Genomic DNA, 18,106 nt, shown 5'->3' with positions numbered 1-18,106 from the left:
GTATTACTGGACCAACGGGTCCTACTGGCGTCACAGGTATCACTGGAGATACCGGACCTACCGGGGCAACGGGCATCACCGGAGCTACTGGTCCTACTGGTGCCACAGGTATTACCGGAGCTACTGGTCCTACCGGGGCAACTGGTGTCACTGGAGATACCGGACCTACCGGGGCGACGGGCATCACCGGAGCTACTGGTCCTACTGGTGCCACAGGTATTACCGGAGCTACTGGTCCTACCGGGGCAACTGGTGTCACTGGAGATACCGGACCTACCGGGGCGACGGGCATCACCGGAGCTACTGGTCCTACTGGTGCCACAGGTATTACCGGAGCTACTGGTCCTACCGGGGCAACTGGTGTCACTGGAGATACCGGACCTACCGGGGCGACGGGTAGCACTGGAGTTACTGGTCCTACCGGCGCTACTGGTGTCACTGGAGATACTGGTCCTACCGGTGCGACAGGTAGCACTGGACCAACGGGTCCTACTGGCGCTACGGGTAGCACTGGAGTTACCGGACCTACCGGGGCAACTGGTATCACCGGAGCTACCGGACCTACTGGCACAACGGGTATTACTGGAGCTACTGGGCCTACCGGTGCGACAGGTAGCACTGGAGCTACCGGACCTACCGGGGCGACGGGTAGCACTGGGGCTACCGGACCTACCGGTGCCACAGGTATTACCGGAGCTACCGGACCTACTGGCACAACGGGTATTACTGGAGCTACTGGGCCTACCGGTGCGACAGGTAGCACTGGAGCTACCGGACCTACCGGGGCGACGGGTAGCACTGGGGCTACCGGACCTACCGGTGCCACAGGTATTACCGGAGCTACCGGACCTACTGGCACAACGGGTATTACTGGAGCTACTGGGCCTACCGGTGCGACAGGTAGCACTGGAGCTACCGGACCTACCGGGGCGACGGGTAGCACTGGGGCTACCGGACCTACCGGTGCCACAGGTATTACCGGAGCTACCGGACCTACTGGCACAACGGGTATTACTGGAGCTACTGGGCCTACCGGGGCGACAGGTAGCACTGGAGCCACTGGACCTACCGGCGTCACGGGTATCACCGGAGCCACTGGACCTACCGGCGTCACGGGTATCACCGGAGCCACTGGACCTACCGGCGCCACAGGCATTACTGGAGCTACTGGGCCTACCGGTGCGACAGGTATCACTGGAGCTACCGGACCTACTGGCGCAACGGGTATTACTGGAGCTACTGGCGCCACAGGCATTACAGGTGCAACTGGTCCTACTGGTGTCACTGGGGCAACTGGAACAGGTGGTTTTACAGATACTGCACTTTATGCTGCTAATAGTTCTGGACCTACCATTGTTACTGTAGCCGGTGGAACGAATATTCCTCTGCCAAACTTTCAAAACATTACTGGTTTTACGGCAAACGGCACGAGTACTGTTTTTACCGTTCTGCAAACTGGTAAATATTATATTACGTATCAAGTCAACACCACTACAGCTCTTTTGATTAGTACACGTTTGCTTTTAAATGGAGCAACTACTATTTCTGGTTCTGTTCAATCACCTGTTATCTCAACTTCATTTATCAACAACACTGTTATTGTTAATTTAACAGCTGGAAGCACCATTTCACTGCAGTTTTTTGGGGCAGTTGTCACAGCTATTTTAGTTGGAGGGGGCGGTGCTACAGGTGCTACCTTGACCATCATACGGCTTAGCTAAACTAAAAAAGAAAGGCTTTTCAGCCTTTCTTTTTTATGTCTTCTATTACATTGATACAATGTTCAATATCATGAGATTGCAAATGATGAAAAATAGATTGGATGATTGTAAACTCTAAATTCCACCATTCTAATAACTGCAGTTTTTCAATAACTTCGGATGAAAACCGATATTTCATGAGCTGCTGGGGATTTCCGGCAGCAATTGCATATGGCGGCACATCCTTTGTGATCACACTATTTGCTCCGATCACGGCCCCATTCCCTATTCTTACTCCTGACATGATCGTCGCACCATATCCAATCCATACGTCATGTCCAATATGAACATCTCCCTTCGATTTGGGATGTCCTTTAATGTGGACAGCTTCTTTGAAAATTTGATTAAAAGGATACGTTGTGACCCAATCTGTACGGTGTTCCCCGCCTAGAAAAATTTTCACTTCGTTTGCTATGGAACAAAACTTCCCAATATGTAATGCCGTTCCTTCTCCCCATGTCAGCACTTGGAAATCTGGTCCGGCATAAGAAAAGTCACCGATATTGTACGAGCTTAGTTCACTTCTTTGATTTAAAAACATAGAAGATCTGACCTCCTTAAAAGTGATAGATCTTCGTATGTATATGCTGCTTTACGCCTTCACATTATGATTGAACAAGCGATACAATTTGTTTTTTCTTCCATACCAGCTGATAGTAGCTGTATTGGAGGAGTAAGTTTACAAAGAAAGCTGCAGGGTAGCCAATCCATATTCCCTTAATGCCAAGGGATGTATAATGGGATAGCACATAAGCGACTGGTACTTCTACAAGCCAAATGGAACAAATACTAAAGATCGTTGGCCAAAGAACTGTCCCGCTTGCTCTCATTGTGGCTGCAACAATTTGGGCCGTTCCAAAGATGAGATAGCTCCATAGTGTAATGACAACCAAACTATAGGCAATGTCTATCGTCTTAGGATCTGTTAAAAAGATAGATAAAATCTGCGGTGCAAAAATATAAACGAAAATAATGATACATCCGCCTATGGCGAAGTTAAGTCCTAACCCAATTTTAATGACATCTTTCAGACGATTCATATTCCCTGCACCAATGAATTGTGCTGCAAAGATTGAGACCGCAATGCCAAGACTCACTGCCGGCATCTGCACATAACTCACGACTTGATTGACAACACCATAGGCAGCTGTCGCCTGTGATCCATAATCGTTGACGAAAGAAATAACGGCAATTTCTGATAAAGAAATAAGGATCATATTAATGCTTGATGGGATACTGAGCTTTAATAACGTTTTTAATAAATCCCCTTTCATCGATAAATGCTTTCTCACCGATGCATCAATACGAAGCGGATGCTTTGTCTTATATAAGTAGATATGTAGAATGATAAACGTCACAATTGTTGAAATCACTGAAGCATACGCAGCGCCATATAAGCCGAACGCCGGCAGTCCCAGCCAGCCAAATAATAAAATGGGAAGCATCAGAATATTCGTTGCCGTACTAATCATTAAGAAATAAAAAGGTGTTTTCGAATCCCCTGTTCCCCGCAAGAATGTTGTATAAACAAAATAAAGAAATAAGATCGGCATTGAGATGAATAAAATTCTGGCATATGCTGCACTTTCCTCCACGATATTAGCAGGTGTTCCCATGAGGTTTAAGATGTCTGTTGCGAAAAAACCTCCAATGATCGCTAAAGATACGCCGATCAAAAAAGTGAATGAAAGCGTTGTGCCAATGATTTCTTTTAATTTCTGTTCATTTTTTGCTCCATAGGCCTGTCCAATAAGGATCGAGCTTCCCGATCCAATTCCAATGGAAAAAGAAACGAGCAAAAAGAAAAGCGGAAAGAATGCAGAAATGGCAGCTACTGCATCCTCTCCAATCCATCTTCCGACAAGAACAATGGACACTAACTGTCCGATCGATTGCAAAATATTGCTTAGCAAAAGCGGGATGAGAAAAATGGACATGGTTTTTACTAAAGATTGATTGTTATCTAACGTCATGATGGTTCTCCTTCTCTCTCTAAATCTAAAGATTCTCAGCTAATATGCTGACAATACGGTCTTCTATCTCTTTCCCTTTTTCGTCATCAACAAGGTGATTTAACAAGATGGAAAAAGCGAGCGTTTTTCCGCCCTGCGTGTCAATATATCCAGAAAGTGTGCTGACCGTTGTTAACGACCCTGTTTTTGCACGAACTTTTTCTAGTGTAGCTGGTTCTTTCAATCTGTTCCTTAACGTGCCCCCCACCATTCGTTCACTTGCCCCTGCTAAAGGGAGCGCATGTTCATAGGTTTTAAACCATCTTTCCTTTTGAATGTTTGTCAAAAATAAAGTGAACTGGTTAGCAGAGACAAGGTTAATAGGTGATATCCCCGAGCCGTCACGCAAAACTGCAAGCGAAGGATCGATGCCAAACGCAGGAAGCCGTTCATTCATGACATCCAGCCCAGCTTCAAAGCTCCCTTTGTTCTTCACTTTTTTGCCTAGTTCCTTTAGCAAAATTTCTGCATGTGTATTGTTGCTTAATTTCATCATAGGAACGAGCAGCTCTGATAATGGCATCGATGTATGGGAGGCGATTTTTTTGGCTTTTTTAGGAACTTGTTTTGATTTCAGTGGTCCTTTTACTTGAATGCCTTCCGCCTTTAACGCTCGTTTCATTAAGTCTAAAGCATAGGCGGCTGGATCCCATAAAGCGACCCATTGTTTAGATGAGCTTGCTTTAACCGGAATGGTCCCAGTTAACGTAATCTTGTTGGTTCCGTGAGAACGCTTAAAAGAGATTTTCTTTTTTCCGCCTTCAGGAACTGTTTTCACTTGATTGCTGACTTGAGCGACATCCGTCTTCGGGATCATCTCATATGCGGCTTTTTGTCCTGCTTTTTGTCCTGGTTTTACTTCGAGAATTACGGTCCCTGCATCATAATCTTGATTCGGTGAAGCCGTGAGAGCAGAAATTTGTGCCCCGTAATATTGATCCTCATCACTCCAAGGCAGATCAATGGAGTATCTCGTGTCATCAAACCAAGTGTCATCTGCCGCAAGCTGTCCGCGAATGGTATGTATTCCGGCCCTTTTGACTTGTTTGGCAAGTGCTGCAAAATCCTCCTCTAATAAAGTCGGATCACCGGTGCCGCGAAGATACAGGCTGCCATGTAACGTTTTCTTTTGAATGGAACCATCCATCCAGATGTCTGTAGGGAATGTGTGTGTTTCTCCAAGTATATCAAGTGCGATGGCTGATGTGAGCAGTTTCATATTAGAAGCAGGAGTGAGACGAATATCGGCTTGATGTTCATAAAGAAGAGAGTTGTCAGAAGTATCGCGGACGCTGATGCCGGAGATCGCGCCCTCTAAATCAGGTGCTGTTCGTATGAATTCGTCTAAAGCGGTCATCCAAGTCAGTGAATCGTCACGAGCTGTGAGCTGTTCATCTTTCGCTGAAAAAGGAAGAAATAAAATCGACAGGATACATATTTGTAAAAACATGAGCTGTGAAAAACGCTTCACGCAATCCCTCCTTTTGTTGCAGCCAAATTTAGAAGAATATGTTCATTATACACAAAAGAACGTTTGTTCTCAAAGGTTTTTTAAACAGAAAAGTCAGCTTTCTTTGACGAAAACTGACAAGCCCTTTACCTGTTTTCTGGATTCCAGCCATCGGCTCCGCCAAGAACTGCTTGAACCGTGATCTGACTTGCTTCGTTATTGGTTAAAATAGTTGACCATTTTACGCGGTTTGCTGGACTGCTCCCTGCTCCTGTTGATCCAAATTCTTTATACCTGGCCGTTCTTTCGTTGTCACGGTTATCCCAGTTATGCCATCCCACTGCTTTTATGTGGTCATCCATTTTTGTATGGAGGAATGTCACAGCCGAATAAGGTCTCCACGGACGTCCTAAATAAACCGATTGCGCAGCTGCCGTTCCCTTTTTCAACGTAGAATCTATGAATACGTAACCGTACCTTTGTGCTTCTGTTGTGGATGCTGCAGTAATATACCCATTTCCAAGACTTTTTATTTCAGTTCTTTTAAACACAGCGGTGGCTGATCCAAAAATAAAATCGACCGTGCCCTCGATATAGCAGTTTTCATAATATTGCCGCCCTGTGCCTGTTGCATAAAGTGTATCTTGATAGCCTAACACACGTATTTGTTTGAACACAGCCCGGTCGCCAGACACATACAGGGCCACCGCCTGACCAGCATGTCTGCCAGCTGTATTTTGGAAGGTGATATTTTCTGCGTAAAAGTCGTTTGCACGGATCATTGTACTTGAGCTATTTGTTGTACTCCCAGTGCTTGCATTTGTGTCATCATACGTAAGGATCGTTTTGTGCTGGTTTTCACCGATAAAAGATACGTGTGGTTTATTTTGCGGAAGCAAAATTTTTTCTCTATATACGCCATTTTTAATATAGATCGTTGCCCGCTGTTGATTGTTTGTTGGAATCGCATCAATGGCAGACTGAACGGTGCGGTATGCCCCGCTTCCCTTTTGATCAACGACAAGGACGCGGTTATGCCCTGCTTCTGCTGCTTGAAGTGAAGCTGGGTCAAAAAGAAATAAAGACAAGACCATGACAATCCATACGTTTCTACATTTCATCACATATCTCCTCCTCATTTTGTGAACGTTTTCATCAAACATTCTTTTTGATCCTATTCCATACACACGCAAAAAAACACCCACGTTTTTATGTTGTGGATGTTTTTTTAGATTTTTCATATTGCATCGCATAAATTCCTTCATTTTCAATCCATTCACAAAACAGAACGTCTCGATAGGAAGAAATGTGCTGCTTTTTTAATTGCTCAAGCAGCCAGGATTCATCAAAGCCAGCTTCTTTTAGATCTTTTTTTAAAATTTCACCGTCAATAATAAACGTTCTAGGCAATTTGACTTCTTTTCCCTTCACATTCACATCTTCTGCTGTGGCTGGTGCGTATTTCATTTTCGGAAGAACACTGACAGAGCCGTCAGTTTCCAAAATGGCATATTCAATTTCATTCAGGGCAAAATGGCCTTTTGCGCGAACCAGTGTCTGCAGCTGATTGATATCAAGCATATTCTTCTTCAACCGGTTGTAGTGAATCTTCCCCTTATCAATCACAAGCGTAGGTCTTCCTTCTAAAAAAGCGCGAAGGGATTTAAAACGCTGTGAAAGCGATTCAACTGTATAAATAAGTACGCCCCATACCGCAACAGCAAATAAAATGTGCTGAACCCTGACTTCTGGGTCAAAAATGGCGTTTCCGACCATTTCGCCTAAAATTAGTGCAGAAATAAAATCAAACGGCGTGATTTGTGCAAATTGTGTTTTCCCTAATAATTTTGTAATAAAAAATAAAGCGAAAAATCCGATTAAAAGTTCAAGCAAAATATTAACGAACGGCACAAAAATTCCTTCCTTTCTTGCTGCATTTACATACAGCATATACATGAAAGGAAGGATCTAAACGTGTTCGTCATTTCCATCAATGCATCCATTCTTCATCTCTATCTCCAATACATAAAAAGCCATGACCACACTTCGGTCATGGCTTTTCTTTATATTGTAACACCCTTTGTTTGACCTATTTTGGCAGAACCGAACTCCCCATTAAATAACGGTCTACCTCGTGCGCCACTTGTCTGCCTTCATTAATTGCCCAGACAATCAAGCTTTGCCCGCGTCTTGCATCTCCCGCTGCAAATACGCCTTCTACATTTGTTGTATATTCCCCATACTTTGCGTCAATGCGATTGTTTTTGCTGTCCACGCCAAAGTGTTTCACAAGCGGCTGTTCAGTTCCCTCAAAACCAATTGCAATAAAGACGAGCTGAGCAGGCCATACCTTCTCTGTCCCTGGAATCTCATGAAATTCAAACTTCCCTTGTTCGTTTTTCACCTTTTCCATTTGAATGGTATGAAGCTCTTTTAATTTCCCATTTTTATCTGCCACAATTTTTGTGGTTTGAATCGAATATTGACGCGGATCTTCTCCGAATTTTGCTTGTGCTTCTTCATAAGCATAATCCAGCGAGAAGACATAAGGCTGTTCTGGCCACATGTTATCCCCTACACGCGTATCCGGAAGCTTTGGATGCTTCCCGAATTGAACAACACTTTTTGCTTTTTGGCGAAGTGCAGTTGCAACGCAGTCTGCACCTGTATCTCCTCCGCCAATCACAATCACGTCTTTCCCTTTTGCGTCAATAAAGTTTTTATCTTTGAATCCTGAATCAAGCATGCTTTTTGTTGCGAGTGTTAAATAATCCATTGCAAGGTGAATCCCTTTTGCTTCCCTGCCTTCAATTAACAGGTCACGCTGCTTTTGTGCACCTGTACAAAGGATGACCGCATCAAACTGTTCTTTTAGTTCATCAGCCGTGATATCCACACCAATTTCTGTATTGGTCACAAAGTCAATGCCTTCTTGTCTTAGCAGTTTAACTCTGCGCTCAACGACTTCTTTGTCGAGCTTCATATTCGGAATGCCGTATGTCAGCAGTCCGCCAAGGCGGTCAGAACGCTCGAACACTGTAACAGCGTGTCCTGCTTGGTTTAATTGATCAGCACTTGCAAGTCCTGCTGGTCCTGAGCCGACAATGGCAATTTTCTTCCCTGTACGGCTTGAAGGGATTCTTGGCGTGATCCATCCATTTTCAAAGCCTTTATCAATGATCGTGCGTTCGATATTTTTAATCGAAACAGCTGGATCATTAATAGCGACTGTACATGAACCTTCACAAGGCGCAGGACATACTCTCCCAGTAAACTCAGGGAAATTATTTGTTTTTTGCAGTCTTTCGAGCGCTTCTTTCCATCTTCCGCGATAGACCAGGTCATTCCACTCTGGAATTAAATTGTAGATCGGGCAGCCAGACACGCCGCCCCTGATCTCCATCCCAATTTGACAAAACGGTGTTCCGCAATCCATACATCTAGCGCCCTGCTTCTTCAATACGTCATCTGTATAAGGAGCTGAATATTCTTTCCAGTCATTTTGACGAGTGAGAGGGTCACGTTCATTTGGCTTTTCTCTTTTATAATCCATAAAACCTGTTGCTTTGCCCATTGTCCTCTCCCCTTTCTTAATGAGCGAGGGCTGCTTTTTGCCCGTTTGCCGTTTCTTGATTTTTCGGTTTTGTGTTTGCTTCAAAGGCAAACATCACCGCTTCTTCATGACTGAGGCCCGCTTGTTTTTGTTCTTCAATGCTTTGAAGCATCATTTTGTAATTTCTCGGAATGACTTTGATGAATTGATCCTTTTCTTGCTCCCAGCTTTCAAGAAGTGCTGCTGCTTTTGAGCTGTTTGTATAATCAAGGTGTTCCTTGATCATTTGCTTCACTTCTTGTTCTTCTTCATGATCTGTGAGCTTTTCAAACATGATCATTTCCATGTTGCACATTCTTTTGAACTGTTTGGCATCCGATGTATGGATGTAAGCCACACCACCAGACATACCTGCACCAAAGTTTTTCCCAACGTCTCCTAAAATGACGACACGTCCGCCAGTCATGTATTCACAGCCGTGATCTCCAATTCCTTCAACAACCACATGTACACCTGAATTACGAACAGCAAATCGTTCACCAGCACGCCCGTTAATATAGGCTTTCCCGCTAGTTGCACCGTAAAATGCGACGTTTCCTACAATGACGTTTTCATGTCCATTTTGTACAAAATGATCAGAGGTTTTAACAGCAATTTTGCCTCCTGAGAGTCCTTTGCCGATATAGTCATTTGAATCACCTGTTAAATAGAGAGACATACCCTTTGGCACAAATGCGCCAAAGCTTTGTCCAGCTGAACCAGTGAATCTTAGTGTGATGGTATCCTCTGGCAAGCCCTCTTCCCCGTAGCGCTTAGACACTTCACTGCCAGTGATGGTTCCGGCCACACGGTTGATATTGCGAATGTTCAATGATAGATCAACTGGTGTTTGATGATTCAGCGCTTCTTGTACATAAGGAAGGATTTCATTCATATCCAGCGATTCATCAATTTTATGATTTTGCGGTGTTCTGAATGTCCGCGCTCCTTCAGGCTGATAAAGCAGTGTTTCAAGGTTTAGCTGCCCTGCTTTCCAGTGAGCTTTTGCTCGTTCACTGACCGCTAGGACGTCCGTACGTCCGATTAATTCATCCATTGATGTAAAGCCGAGTTCTGCTAAGATTTCTCTTACTTCCTCTGCAATAAACATCATGAAGTTCACAATGTGATCAGGGTTACCCATGAATTTTTTGCGAAGCTCTGGATTTTGTGTGGCAACACCGACCGGGCAAGTATCTAAATGACATGCTCTCATCATTACGCAGCCCAGCACGACAAGTGGAGCTGTCGCAAAGCCATACTCTTCTGCTCCTAAAATCGCAGCCATGACAACGTCGCGGCCTGTCATTAACTTTCCGTCCGTTTCAAGAACAACTCTCTCACGAAGACCGTTTAGCACAAGGGTTTGATGAGCCTCTGCCAATCCAAGCTCCCAAGGAAGTCCTGTGTGTTTAATACTCGTTTTCGGTGAAGCTCCTGTACCGCCGTCATAGCCGCTAATGACAATGACGTCTGCAGTTCCTTTTGCTACACCTGCTGCGATCGTGCCAACGCCTGCTTTAGATACAAGCTTGACACTGATGCGTGCATCACGGTTTGCGTTTTTCAAATCATGAATCAGCTGTGCCAAATCCTCGATGGAATAAATATCATGATGCGGCGGTGGTGAAATTAATCCGACACCTGGCGTAGAACCACGTACATCGGCCACCCAAGGATACACTTTATTTCCTGGCAGCTGTCCGCCTTCTCCCGGCTTTGCCCCTTGCGCCATTTTAATTTGCAGTTCATCTGCATTGACTAAGTAATGACTTTTCACACCAAATCGGCCAGAAGCGATTTGCTTAATGGCGCTTCTGCGGTCATCACCGTGTTCATCTACTGTAAAGCGGGCAGGATCTTCTCCGCCTTCTCCGCTGTTACTTTTACCGCCAATTCGGTTCATCGCAATTGCAAGTGCCTCATGCGCTTCTTTACTTAAAGATCCAAATGACATGGCACCTGTCTTAAAGCGGCGTACGATGGATTCAGCAGATTCAACCTCTTCCAGACGAACCGGCTTTTGTTTTGTCTGAAACGCAAACAAATTTCTGAGGAAGCCGATTCTTTCTTCATCTGCTGCCTTTGTATATTGTTTAAATAGGTCATAATCTTCATTGCGGCATGCCCACTGGAGCGTATGGATCGTTTTTGGATTAAAGGCATGGTGCTCTCCATTTTTTCTCCACTGGAATTCACTGCCTGATTCAAGTGTCTGGTCAGTTGCTGCTTGGTACCCTGCTTCATGACGAAGTTTTGCCTCATGTGCAATGGTGTCAAGATCAATCCCGCCAAGCTGAGAAGCTGTTCCTGTGAAATACTCTTGAATGACGTCTTCACTAATCCCGACTGCTTCAAAGATTTGCGCGCCTCTATAGCTTTGCACAGTGGAAATCCCCACTTTGGACATGACTTTGACGACACCTTCTGTCACGCTTTTACCAAACTTTGTAACAGCTTCATCAAAGCTGATCGAAATCGCTTCGTCTGCAATCAGCTGTTTGTACGTTTCATAGACAAGGTAAGGATGGATCGCATCTGCCCCGTAGCCAATCAGTGCGGCAAAATGATGAACCTCTCTCACCTCTCCAGATTCAACGATCAGACTGACCTTTGTCCGCAGACCTTGACGCACAAGGTGCTGATGAAGTGCACTTAGCGCAAGAATTGGTGGAATCGGTACTTTTTGTTCTGTCATTTCACGATCTGAAAGGATTAATAAAGAGACACCTTCTCTAATCGCTTTTTCTGCCTCTTCAAACATCGCATCCAGTCCGCGCTTTAAATCATCGGTGAAAAGTGTATGAATTGTTTTGCTTTTAAAGGCATTATGAACAATTGTTTTCAAGCCGTTAAATTGTCCGCTCGTTAAGACCGGAGTATAAAGTTTAATTCTTCGGCATGAATATTCATTCGGATGTAAAATATCGCCTTCGGCACCTAACCAAGTCATGGTTGATGTCACCAGCTGCTCACGAATGGCATCAATCGGCGGGTTCGTGACTTGTGCGAACAACTGCTTAAAATAAGAAAACAGAGACTGCGCACGATCTGATAACACAGCAAGCGGTGTGTCACTTCCCATTGAACCAATTGGGTCCTTGCCTTCCTCTAGTAAAGGAATTAAATACTTTTGAATGTCTTCGTACGTATAATGGAACGCACGCTGACGCGTCAACAAATCATCCATTATACTAGAATTTTCTGAATTTTCTTCCGAGCGATTGACGTGGACCATTTCTTCATCGAGCCATTTTTGATAAGGAAGTTCATTTGCAATGGTCGATTTCACTTCTTCGTCAGAAATAATTCTTCCTTCTTCTAAATCAATGAGCAGCATTTTGCCAGGCTCAAGACGATCTTTATACTTCACATCTTCTTCATTTGTGTCAATTACGCCGACCTCAGAAGAGAAAATGATATGATCATCATTCGTGACATAGTATCTAGCCGGTCTTAATCCGTTTCGGTCTAAGATGGCCCCGATTTGTTTACCGTCCGTAAAGGAAATCGCTGTTGGTCCATCCCATGGCTCCATGAGAGAACTATGGTATTCATAAAATGCCCGTTTCTCTTTCGACATGTGCGTGTTTTCCGTCCAAGGCTCAGGAATCAGCATCATTGCTGTATGAGCAGGTGTACGGCCTGCAAGCACAAAAAATTCAAAGGCATTGTCTAAAATGGATGAATCACTTCCGTCTGCATTCAGCACTGGCAAAATCTTGTCTAAATCGTCTCCGAAGGCTTCAGATACGAATTGTTGTTCTCTTGCTCTCATCCAATTGATGTTTCCTCTTAATGTGTTGATTTCTCCGTTGTGAATTAAGTAACGGTTTGGATGGGCTCTTTCCCATGTAGGAAATGTATTTGTACTAAATCTTGAATGAACAAGTGAAAATGCAGAAACAAATGTTTCATCCTGTAGATCAAGATAAAAAGCATCGACTTGATCTGATGTTAAAAGCCCCTTATATACGATGGTTTGACTCGACAGGCTGACAAAGTAAAATTGTTTTTCCTCTTTTGTTCCCCAGTTCTCAGCCTGTTTACGGATGACATATAATTTTCTTTCAAATGACAAACGATCTGTGATGTTGTCGTTTGCTCCGATAAAGACCTGCCTCACAACCGGACAGCTCTTCGCTGCGACAGTACCAATTTTCCCAGCATCGACAGGAACCGTTCTCCAGCCGATTAATGTTTGACCTTCTTGTTTAATGAACCCGTTGATTTTCTGTTCGATGGCTTGACGCGTTTTTTCGTCATCATCTTTTGAAAAGAAGACCATTCCTACCCCGTAACGGCCCTTTTCTGGAAGTGCAAATTCTTTGCAGTTCTTTCTAAAGAAAGCGTCTGGCAGCTGTACCATTAAACCGGCACCATCACCTGTATACGGATCACTGCCTTGCCCGCCGCGGTGATCAAGCTGGCACAGCATTTGTAATCCCTTTTTGACGATGCTATGTGTCGCCTCCCCTTTTAAATGGGCGTACAGTCCGATTCCACATGCATCATGTTCAAATTCAGGACGGTAGAGACCTTGTGGTTGTGGTAGTTGATTATAAGTCATCGTTTCTCTCCCCCGTTTAAAAGATCCGTTTTTCACAGTAATAAAATCTCACAAACTCTGTAACTTATTTTAAGTTTTCAAATTGATATAAACAATATATAATTTAGATCAAAACAATCTCTTTTTGAGATAGATGGGTGTGAAGTGCAAAAATGGAGCTTCGTCAGTTACGTTATTTTGTAGAAGTCGCAGACCGTGAACACGTGTCAGAAGCGGCTGAAAACTTACATGTTGCCCAATCTGCCATCAGCCGGCAGATTGCGAATTTAGAAGAAGAACTTGGAGTGGCCTTATTCGAACGAGAAGGACGAAATATCAAATTAACGAAGATCGGCAGACAATTTTTAGATCATGTCAGAACTGCACTCAAAGCCATTGATTACGCAAAAGAGCAAATTGATGAATACTTAGATCCGCACAAAGGGACGGTGAATATTGGCTTTCCTACAAGTCTAGCAAGCCAAGTGCTCCCTTCTGTCATCTCCGCTTTTAAGCAGGAATATCCAGAGGTCGATTTTTTACTTCGTCAAGGATCCTATAAGTTTCTCATTGAAGCCGTTAAAAATCGTGATATCGATCTTGCCTTTTTAGGACCTGTACCGACAAACGATTCTCAAATAGAAGGAAATATTTTGTTTTCTGAAAGCATTTATGCCCTTTTACCGGTTAGCCACCCCTTTAGCGGACAAAGGAGCATTCATTTAAGTGATTTAAGAAAGGATCATTTCGTGTTATTTCCTGAAGGGTATGTGCTGAGACAAATTGCGGTTGATGCTTGCAAGCAGGCAGGCTATGAGCCTACCATTTCATCTGAAGGAGAAGATTTGGATGCCATAAAAGGTCTCGTATCGGCAGGTATGGGCGTTACCTTATTACCCGAAAGTGCCTTTTATGAAACAACACCGCGATTTACAGTGAAAATTCCGATCGATTTTCCTCAAGTGAGAAGAACGGTTGGCATTATTGCATCTAAAACGCGAGAAATGTCTCCTTCTGCCCATGATTTTTATGTGTTTGTGAAGGATTTCTTTTCTAAAATTGAACAATATAAATAATTCACTAAAACAAGACATTTCATTTGTAGAAATAATCCCTCTTTGTATATGATGGGTTACAGAACAAAAGACTATATGGAAGAAAGGTATTTGTATGAAATCAATTTTATCATTTTTAAAGCCGTATCGGCTGTCCGTTGTGTCCATTGTCATTCTCACCTTTTTAAGCAGTATGCTCCAGCTGTATTTACCGACGTTAACAGCTGATATCGTTGATGTCGGTATCGTCCAGGGAGATATTGCTTACATATGGAAGGTTGGCGGCTGGATGGTGGCTTGTTCTTTACTCGCCATTTTGCTCACCATTTGGAAGTCTTACTTGTCATCAAAGACAGCACTTGGCTTCGGCCGTGATATGAGAAGACAGCTGTTTGTACATGTCGAACAATTTTCATTAGAAGAATTTCAAAAGATCGGCACGTCTTCCTTTATTACAAGATCAACAAATGATGTAAAACAAGTCCAAGATGTGACGATCATGATTTTACAAATGATGACGCGGGCCCCGCTTATGCTTGTGGGCGGAATCATTTTGGCTGTTTCCAGGGATGCTGTCCTGTCTCTTATCTTTTTAGCAGCCCTCCCCCTTCTTGGCGGATTTATTTATTTGGTGTCAAGAAAAGCCATTCCGCTATTTGGCCAGCTTCAGAAAAAAACAGACCGGCTGAATATAATTATGCGAGAATCTCTTTCAGGCATCCGGGTCATTCGTGCATTTAACCGTGTGGATGATGAAAAGGAGCGATTCCAAGAAGCTAACACGTCCTATAAGGATACTGGCCTTAGAGTCAACCGATTAATGGCTTACTTGTTTCCATTTATGTTGATCATCATGAACTTCACGAATATCGGTATTGTTTGGCTCGGGGCAAACCGAATTGATGCCGGAGAAATGGAAGTTGGGAATCTCATTGCCTTCATTCAATATGCGATGATGATTTTAATGGCACTGATTATGCTGTCGATGAGCTTTATTATGGTCCCAAGAGCACAAGCATCAGCTAAACGTATGAATGAAGTGTTAAACATGGAACCAAAGATTAAAGACAAAGAAGTGTCTATGACTGAGCTTCACGAGCCCGCGCAATCCATTCGCTTTGAGGATGTATCATTTTATTACTCAAATGCAGAGAAACCGGCCGTTCAAAACATCACGTTTGAAGCCAAAACTGGCGAAACAACAGCCATTATCGGAAGTACGGGTTCTGGGAAAACTACCCTTCTCCAGCTGATGACGCGCTTTTATGAAGTGACAGAAGGCCGGATTACACTAGATGATGTAGATATTAGAGAGCTGCCACAGGAGAAACTGAGAAACCAGATGGGCTATGTCTCTCAAAAAGCTGTTTTATTCAGCGGAACCATTGCCGACAATGTGCGTTTCGGCAAGCAGGATGCAAGTGACGAAGACGTTTGGCAGGCGCTGCGAACTGCACAGGCCGAAGAATTTGTTTTGCAAAAAGATGGCGGAATTGATGCAGAAATTGATCAGGGTGGTTCAAATCTATCGGGCGGCCAAAAGCAGCGGCTTTCCATTGCAAGGGCGCTAGTGCGAAAACCATCATTCTATCTGTTTGACGATAGCTTTTCAGCACTTGATTACAAAACAGATGCAAAGCTGCGGGCATCATTAGAAGCAGAAAAAGCACATGCAGCCCTCATCATTGTCGCTCAACGAATCAGCACAGTGAAACATAGTGATAAAATCATTGTACTTGATGAAGGAAAAATCGCAGGTATCGGAACACATGAACAATTAATAAAGGATAATCTTGTGTACCAAGAGATTGTCGCATCACAGGAAGGTCAGGAGGTGAGCGAGGATGAGTAAGAAAATGTCTTCCGGCATGGGCCATAAAGGCGCCCACCCTAAAGGGCCAACCGCAAAACCGAAGGAATTTAAGAAAACACTGCTTCGATTGACAGGCTATTTAAAACCAAGAAAATTTCAGCTGATCATCGTCTTTATTGCAGCTATTGGTTCAACTGTCTTTAATGTCATTAGTCCAAAGCTGCTTGGGGATGCCACCTCTTCCCTATTTGACAGCTTCACGAATGGAACAGCCGTTCAATTTGATGTCATTTCACGAATTCTTTTGCTGCTTGTCGTCCTGTACGTAGTTGCTTCTCTCTTTTCATTCGTTCAGCAATATGTCATGGCCGGTGTCTCTCAACAGACCATTGCTGAATTACGCCAAGAAGCAAATGACAAGCTCACACGCCTCCCCCTTCGTTATTTTGATAAAACAACCCACGGGGACACATTAAGCCGTGTGATGAATGATATTGATAATATTAATACATCGCTTCAGCAGGCGCTCACCCAAGTGATTACATCTGTGATTACAGTCATTGGGATTGTCGTGATGATGCTCTTCATCAGTCCGCTGCTTACATTGCTTGTTTGTTTGACGCTGCCACTCAGCCTGTTTGCGATTCGCGGCATTACGTCATTTTCTCAAAAGCATTTTAAAGCGCAGCAAAAAGAGCTTGGGACGATCAATGGCCATATTAATGAGATGTTCACAGGTCATCAGACAGTCCGTGCGTATGGCTACGAAAAGAAAGCGATCGATACATTTGATCAATTAAATGAAAAGCTGTATGAATCTTCAAGGAAAGCGCAGTTCATTTCTGGTTTAATGATGCCAATGATGACCTTTATCGGGAACCTTGGCTATGTGGCAGTCAGTGTAGCCGGCGGGATTCTTGTCATTAACGGGAATATTCGTGTCGGGGATGTGCAGGCGTTTATCCAATACACACAGCAAATGTCTCAGCCTCTTGTGCAAGCATCAAGCGTCGCAAACTTAGTTCAATCAGCGATCGCTTCTGCTGAAAGGGTCTTTGAAATCCTTGATGAGGAAGAAGAAAGTACCGAAGAAGATGCGGCAATTGATCTTGCATCACTCTCAGGTGATGTGAGCTTTGAACAAGTTCAATTCGGATATGAAAAAGATCATCCGATTATTAAAGATTTGAATTTAGATGTGCAAGAAGGACAAACGGTTGCCATTGTCGGACCAACAGGCGCAGGAAAAACAACCATCATCAATCTTTTAATGCGTTTTTACGAATTAGATCAAGGCTCCATACGCATTGGCGGTGTCAAAACAACTGATCTCAGCCGTCAGCAAGTACGAGAATTATTTGCGATGGTTCTTCAGGATACGTGGCTCTTTGAAGGAACGATTTACGACAACATTGCCTATGGCAGACAGGACGTTTCCAAAGAGGATGTCATCAAAGCCGCCAAACATGCCTATGCGGATGATTTCATCCGTACACTTCCAGATGGATATGACACACTGTTAACAGAAGATGCCGGCAACCTGTCACAAGGTCAGCGCCAGCTGTTAACCATCGCCCGTGCCATTTTATCTGATCCAAAGATTTTGATATTAGATGAAGCAACAAGCAGTGTGGATACTCGGACAGAGATGCATATTCAAAAAGCAATGAATGAATTGATGAAAGGTAGAACGAGCTTCGTGATTGCACACAGACTTTCAACCATTAAGGATGCAGACCTCATTTTAGTTATGAAGGATGGAAGCATCATAGAAAAAGGATCGCACAGCGAACTTTTAAAACAAAAAGGCTTCTATGCAGATTTATATATGAGTCAATTTGCCGACAATCAAGTTGGTTAACATCAAAAAAGAGG

11 protein-coding genes are annotated in these 18,106 nt (G+C 43.8%); 4 read left to right on the top strand and 7 right to left on the bottom strand.

What is annotated here, in order from left to right:
- Nucleotides 1–2: 2 nt before the first annotated feature.
- Nucleotides 3–1,721 carry a BclA C-terminal domain-containing protein gene (locus C9414_RS09410; RefSeq protein ID WP_483295688.1) on the top strand — a complete coding sequence of 573 codons (1,719 nt, stop codon included), beginning with the start codon at nt 3–5 and terminating at the stop codon, nt 1,719–1,721.
- 19 nt (nt 1,722–1,740) lie between these two features.
- Here the strand turns inward: C9414_RS09410 and C9414_RS09405 are convergent, their stop codons facing one another.
- The 7 genes from C9414_RS09405 to gltB form a co-directional block, all read right to left on the bottom strand.
- Nucleotides 1,741–2,301, bottom strand: coding sequence for a CatB-related O-acetyltransferase (locus tag C9414_RS09405; protein ID WP_107163492.1), 561 nt, complete (start codon nt 2,299–2,301; stop codon nt 1,741–1,743).
- A 64-nt stretch (nt 2,302–2,365) separates the two neighbouring features.
- Complete coding sequence (locus C9414_RS09400; RefSeq protein WP_107163491.1) at nt 2,366–3,733, bottom strand: MATE family efflux transporter; 1,368 nt, start codon at nt 3,731–3,733, stop codon at nt 2,366–2,368.
- A 25-nt stretch (nt 3,734–3,758) separates the two neighbouring features.
- Nucleotides 3,759–5,243 carry a D-alanyl-D-alanine carboxypeptidase/D-alanyl-D-alanine endopeptidase gene (gene dacB, locus C9414_RS09395; protein WP_107163490.1) on the bottom strand — a complete coding sequence of 495 codons (1,485 nt, stop codon included), beginning with the start codon at nt 5,241–5,243 and terminating at the stop codon, nt 3,759–3,761.
- A gap of 125 nt (nt 5,244–5,368) precedes the next feature.
- A complete protein-coding gene (locus C9414_RS09390; protein ID WP_107163489.1) occupies nt 5,369–6,343 on the bottom strand; it encodes a pectinesterase family protein in 975 nt (324 codons plus the stop codon).
- Between the two features lie 88 nt (nt 6,344–6,431).
- The gene (locus tag C9414_RS09385) at nt 6,432–7,133 is read right to left on the bottom strand and encodes a DUF421 domain-containing protein (RefSeq protein ID WP_047203426.1); all 702 of its coding nucleotides are present in this window, start codon (nt 7,131–7,133) and stop codon (nt 6,432–6,434) included.
- Between the two features lie 178 nt (nt 7,134–7,311).
- Nucleotides 7,312–8,796, bottom strand: coding sequence for a glutamate synthase small subunit (gltD, locus tag C9414_RS09380; protein ID WP_024428371.1), 1,485 nt, complete (start codon nt 8,794–8,796; stop codon nt 7,312–7,314).
- Between the two features lie 16 nt (nt 8,797–8,812).
- On the bottom strand, nt 8,813–13,384 hold the full coding sequence (gltB, locus tag C9414_RS09375; RefSeq protein WP_107163488.1) for a glutamate synthase large subunit: 4,572 nt from the start codon (nt 13,382–13,384) through the stop codon (nt 8,813–8,815).
- A gap of 152 nt (nt 13,385–13,536) precedes the next feature.
- Here gltB and gltC point away from each other — a divergent pair, with 152 nt between their 5' ends.
- The 3 genes from gltC (at nt 13,537) to C9414_RS09360 (ending at nt 18,092) form a co-directional block, all read left to right on the top strand.
- Nucleotides 13,537–14,439, top strand: coding sequence for a glutamate biosynthesis transcriptional regulator GltC (gene gltC / locus C9414_RS09370; protein WP_034280677.1), 903 nt, complete (start codon nt 13,537–13,539; stop codon nt 14,437–14,439).
- 94 nt (nt 14,440–14,533) lie between these two features.
- Nucleotides 14,534–16,270: an ABC transporter ATP-binding protein gene (locus C9414_RS09365; RefSeq protein WP_107163487.1), complete on the top strand. Its 1,737-nt coding sequence runs from the start codon at nt 14,534–14,536 to the stop codon at nt 16,268–16,270.
- Nucleotides 16,263–18,092: an ABC transporter ATP-binding protein gene (locus tag C9414_RS09360; RefSeq protein ID WP_107163486.1), complete on the top strand. Its 1,830-nt coding sequence runs from the start codon at nt 16,263–16,265 to the stop codon at nt 18,090–18,092. The genes C9414_RS09365 and C9414_RS09360 overlap by 8 nt, the downstream gene beginning before the upstream one ends.
- The last annotated feature ends 14 nt before the right edge of the window (nt 18,093–18,106 follow it).

It is taken from the genome of Bacillus sp. Nf3 (assembly GCF_003028545.1).
GTDB lineage: Bacteria > Bacillota > Bacilli > Bacillales > Bacillaceae > Bacillus > Bacillus safensis.
The sequence above is the reverse complement of the archived record's forward strand: the minus strand, read 5'-3'. Positions and strand labels throughout refer to the sequence as shown.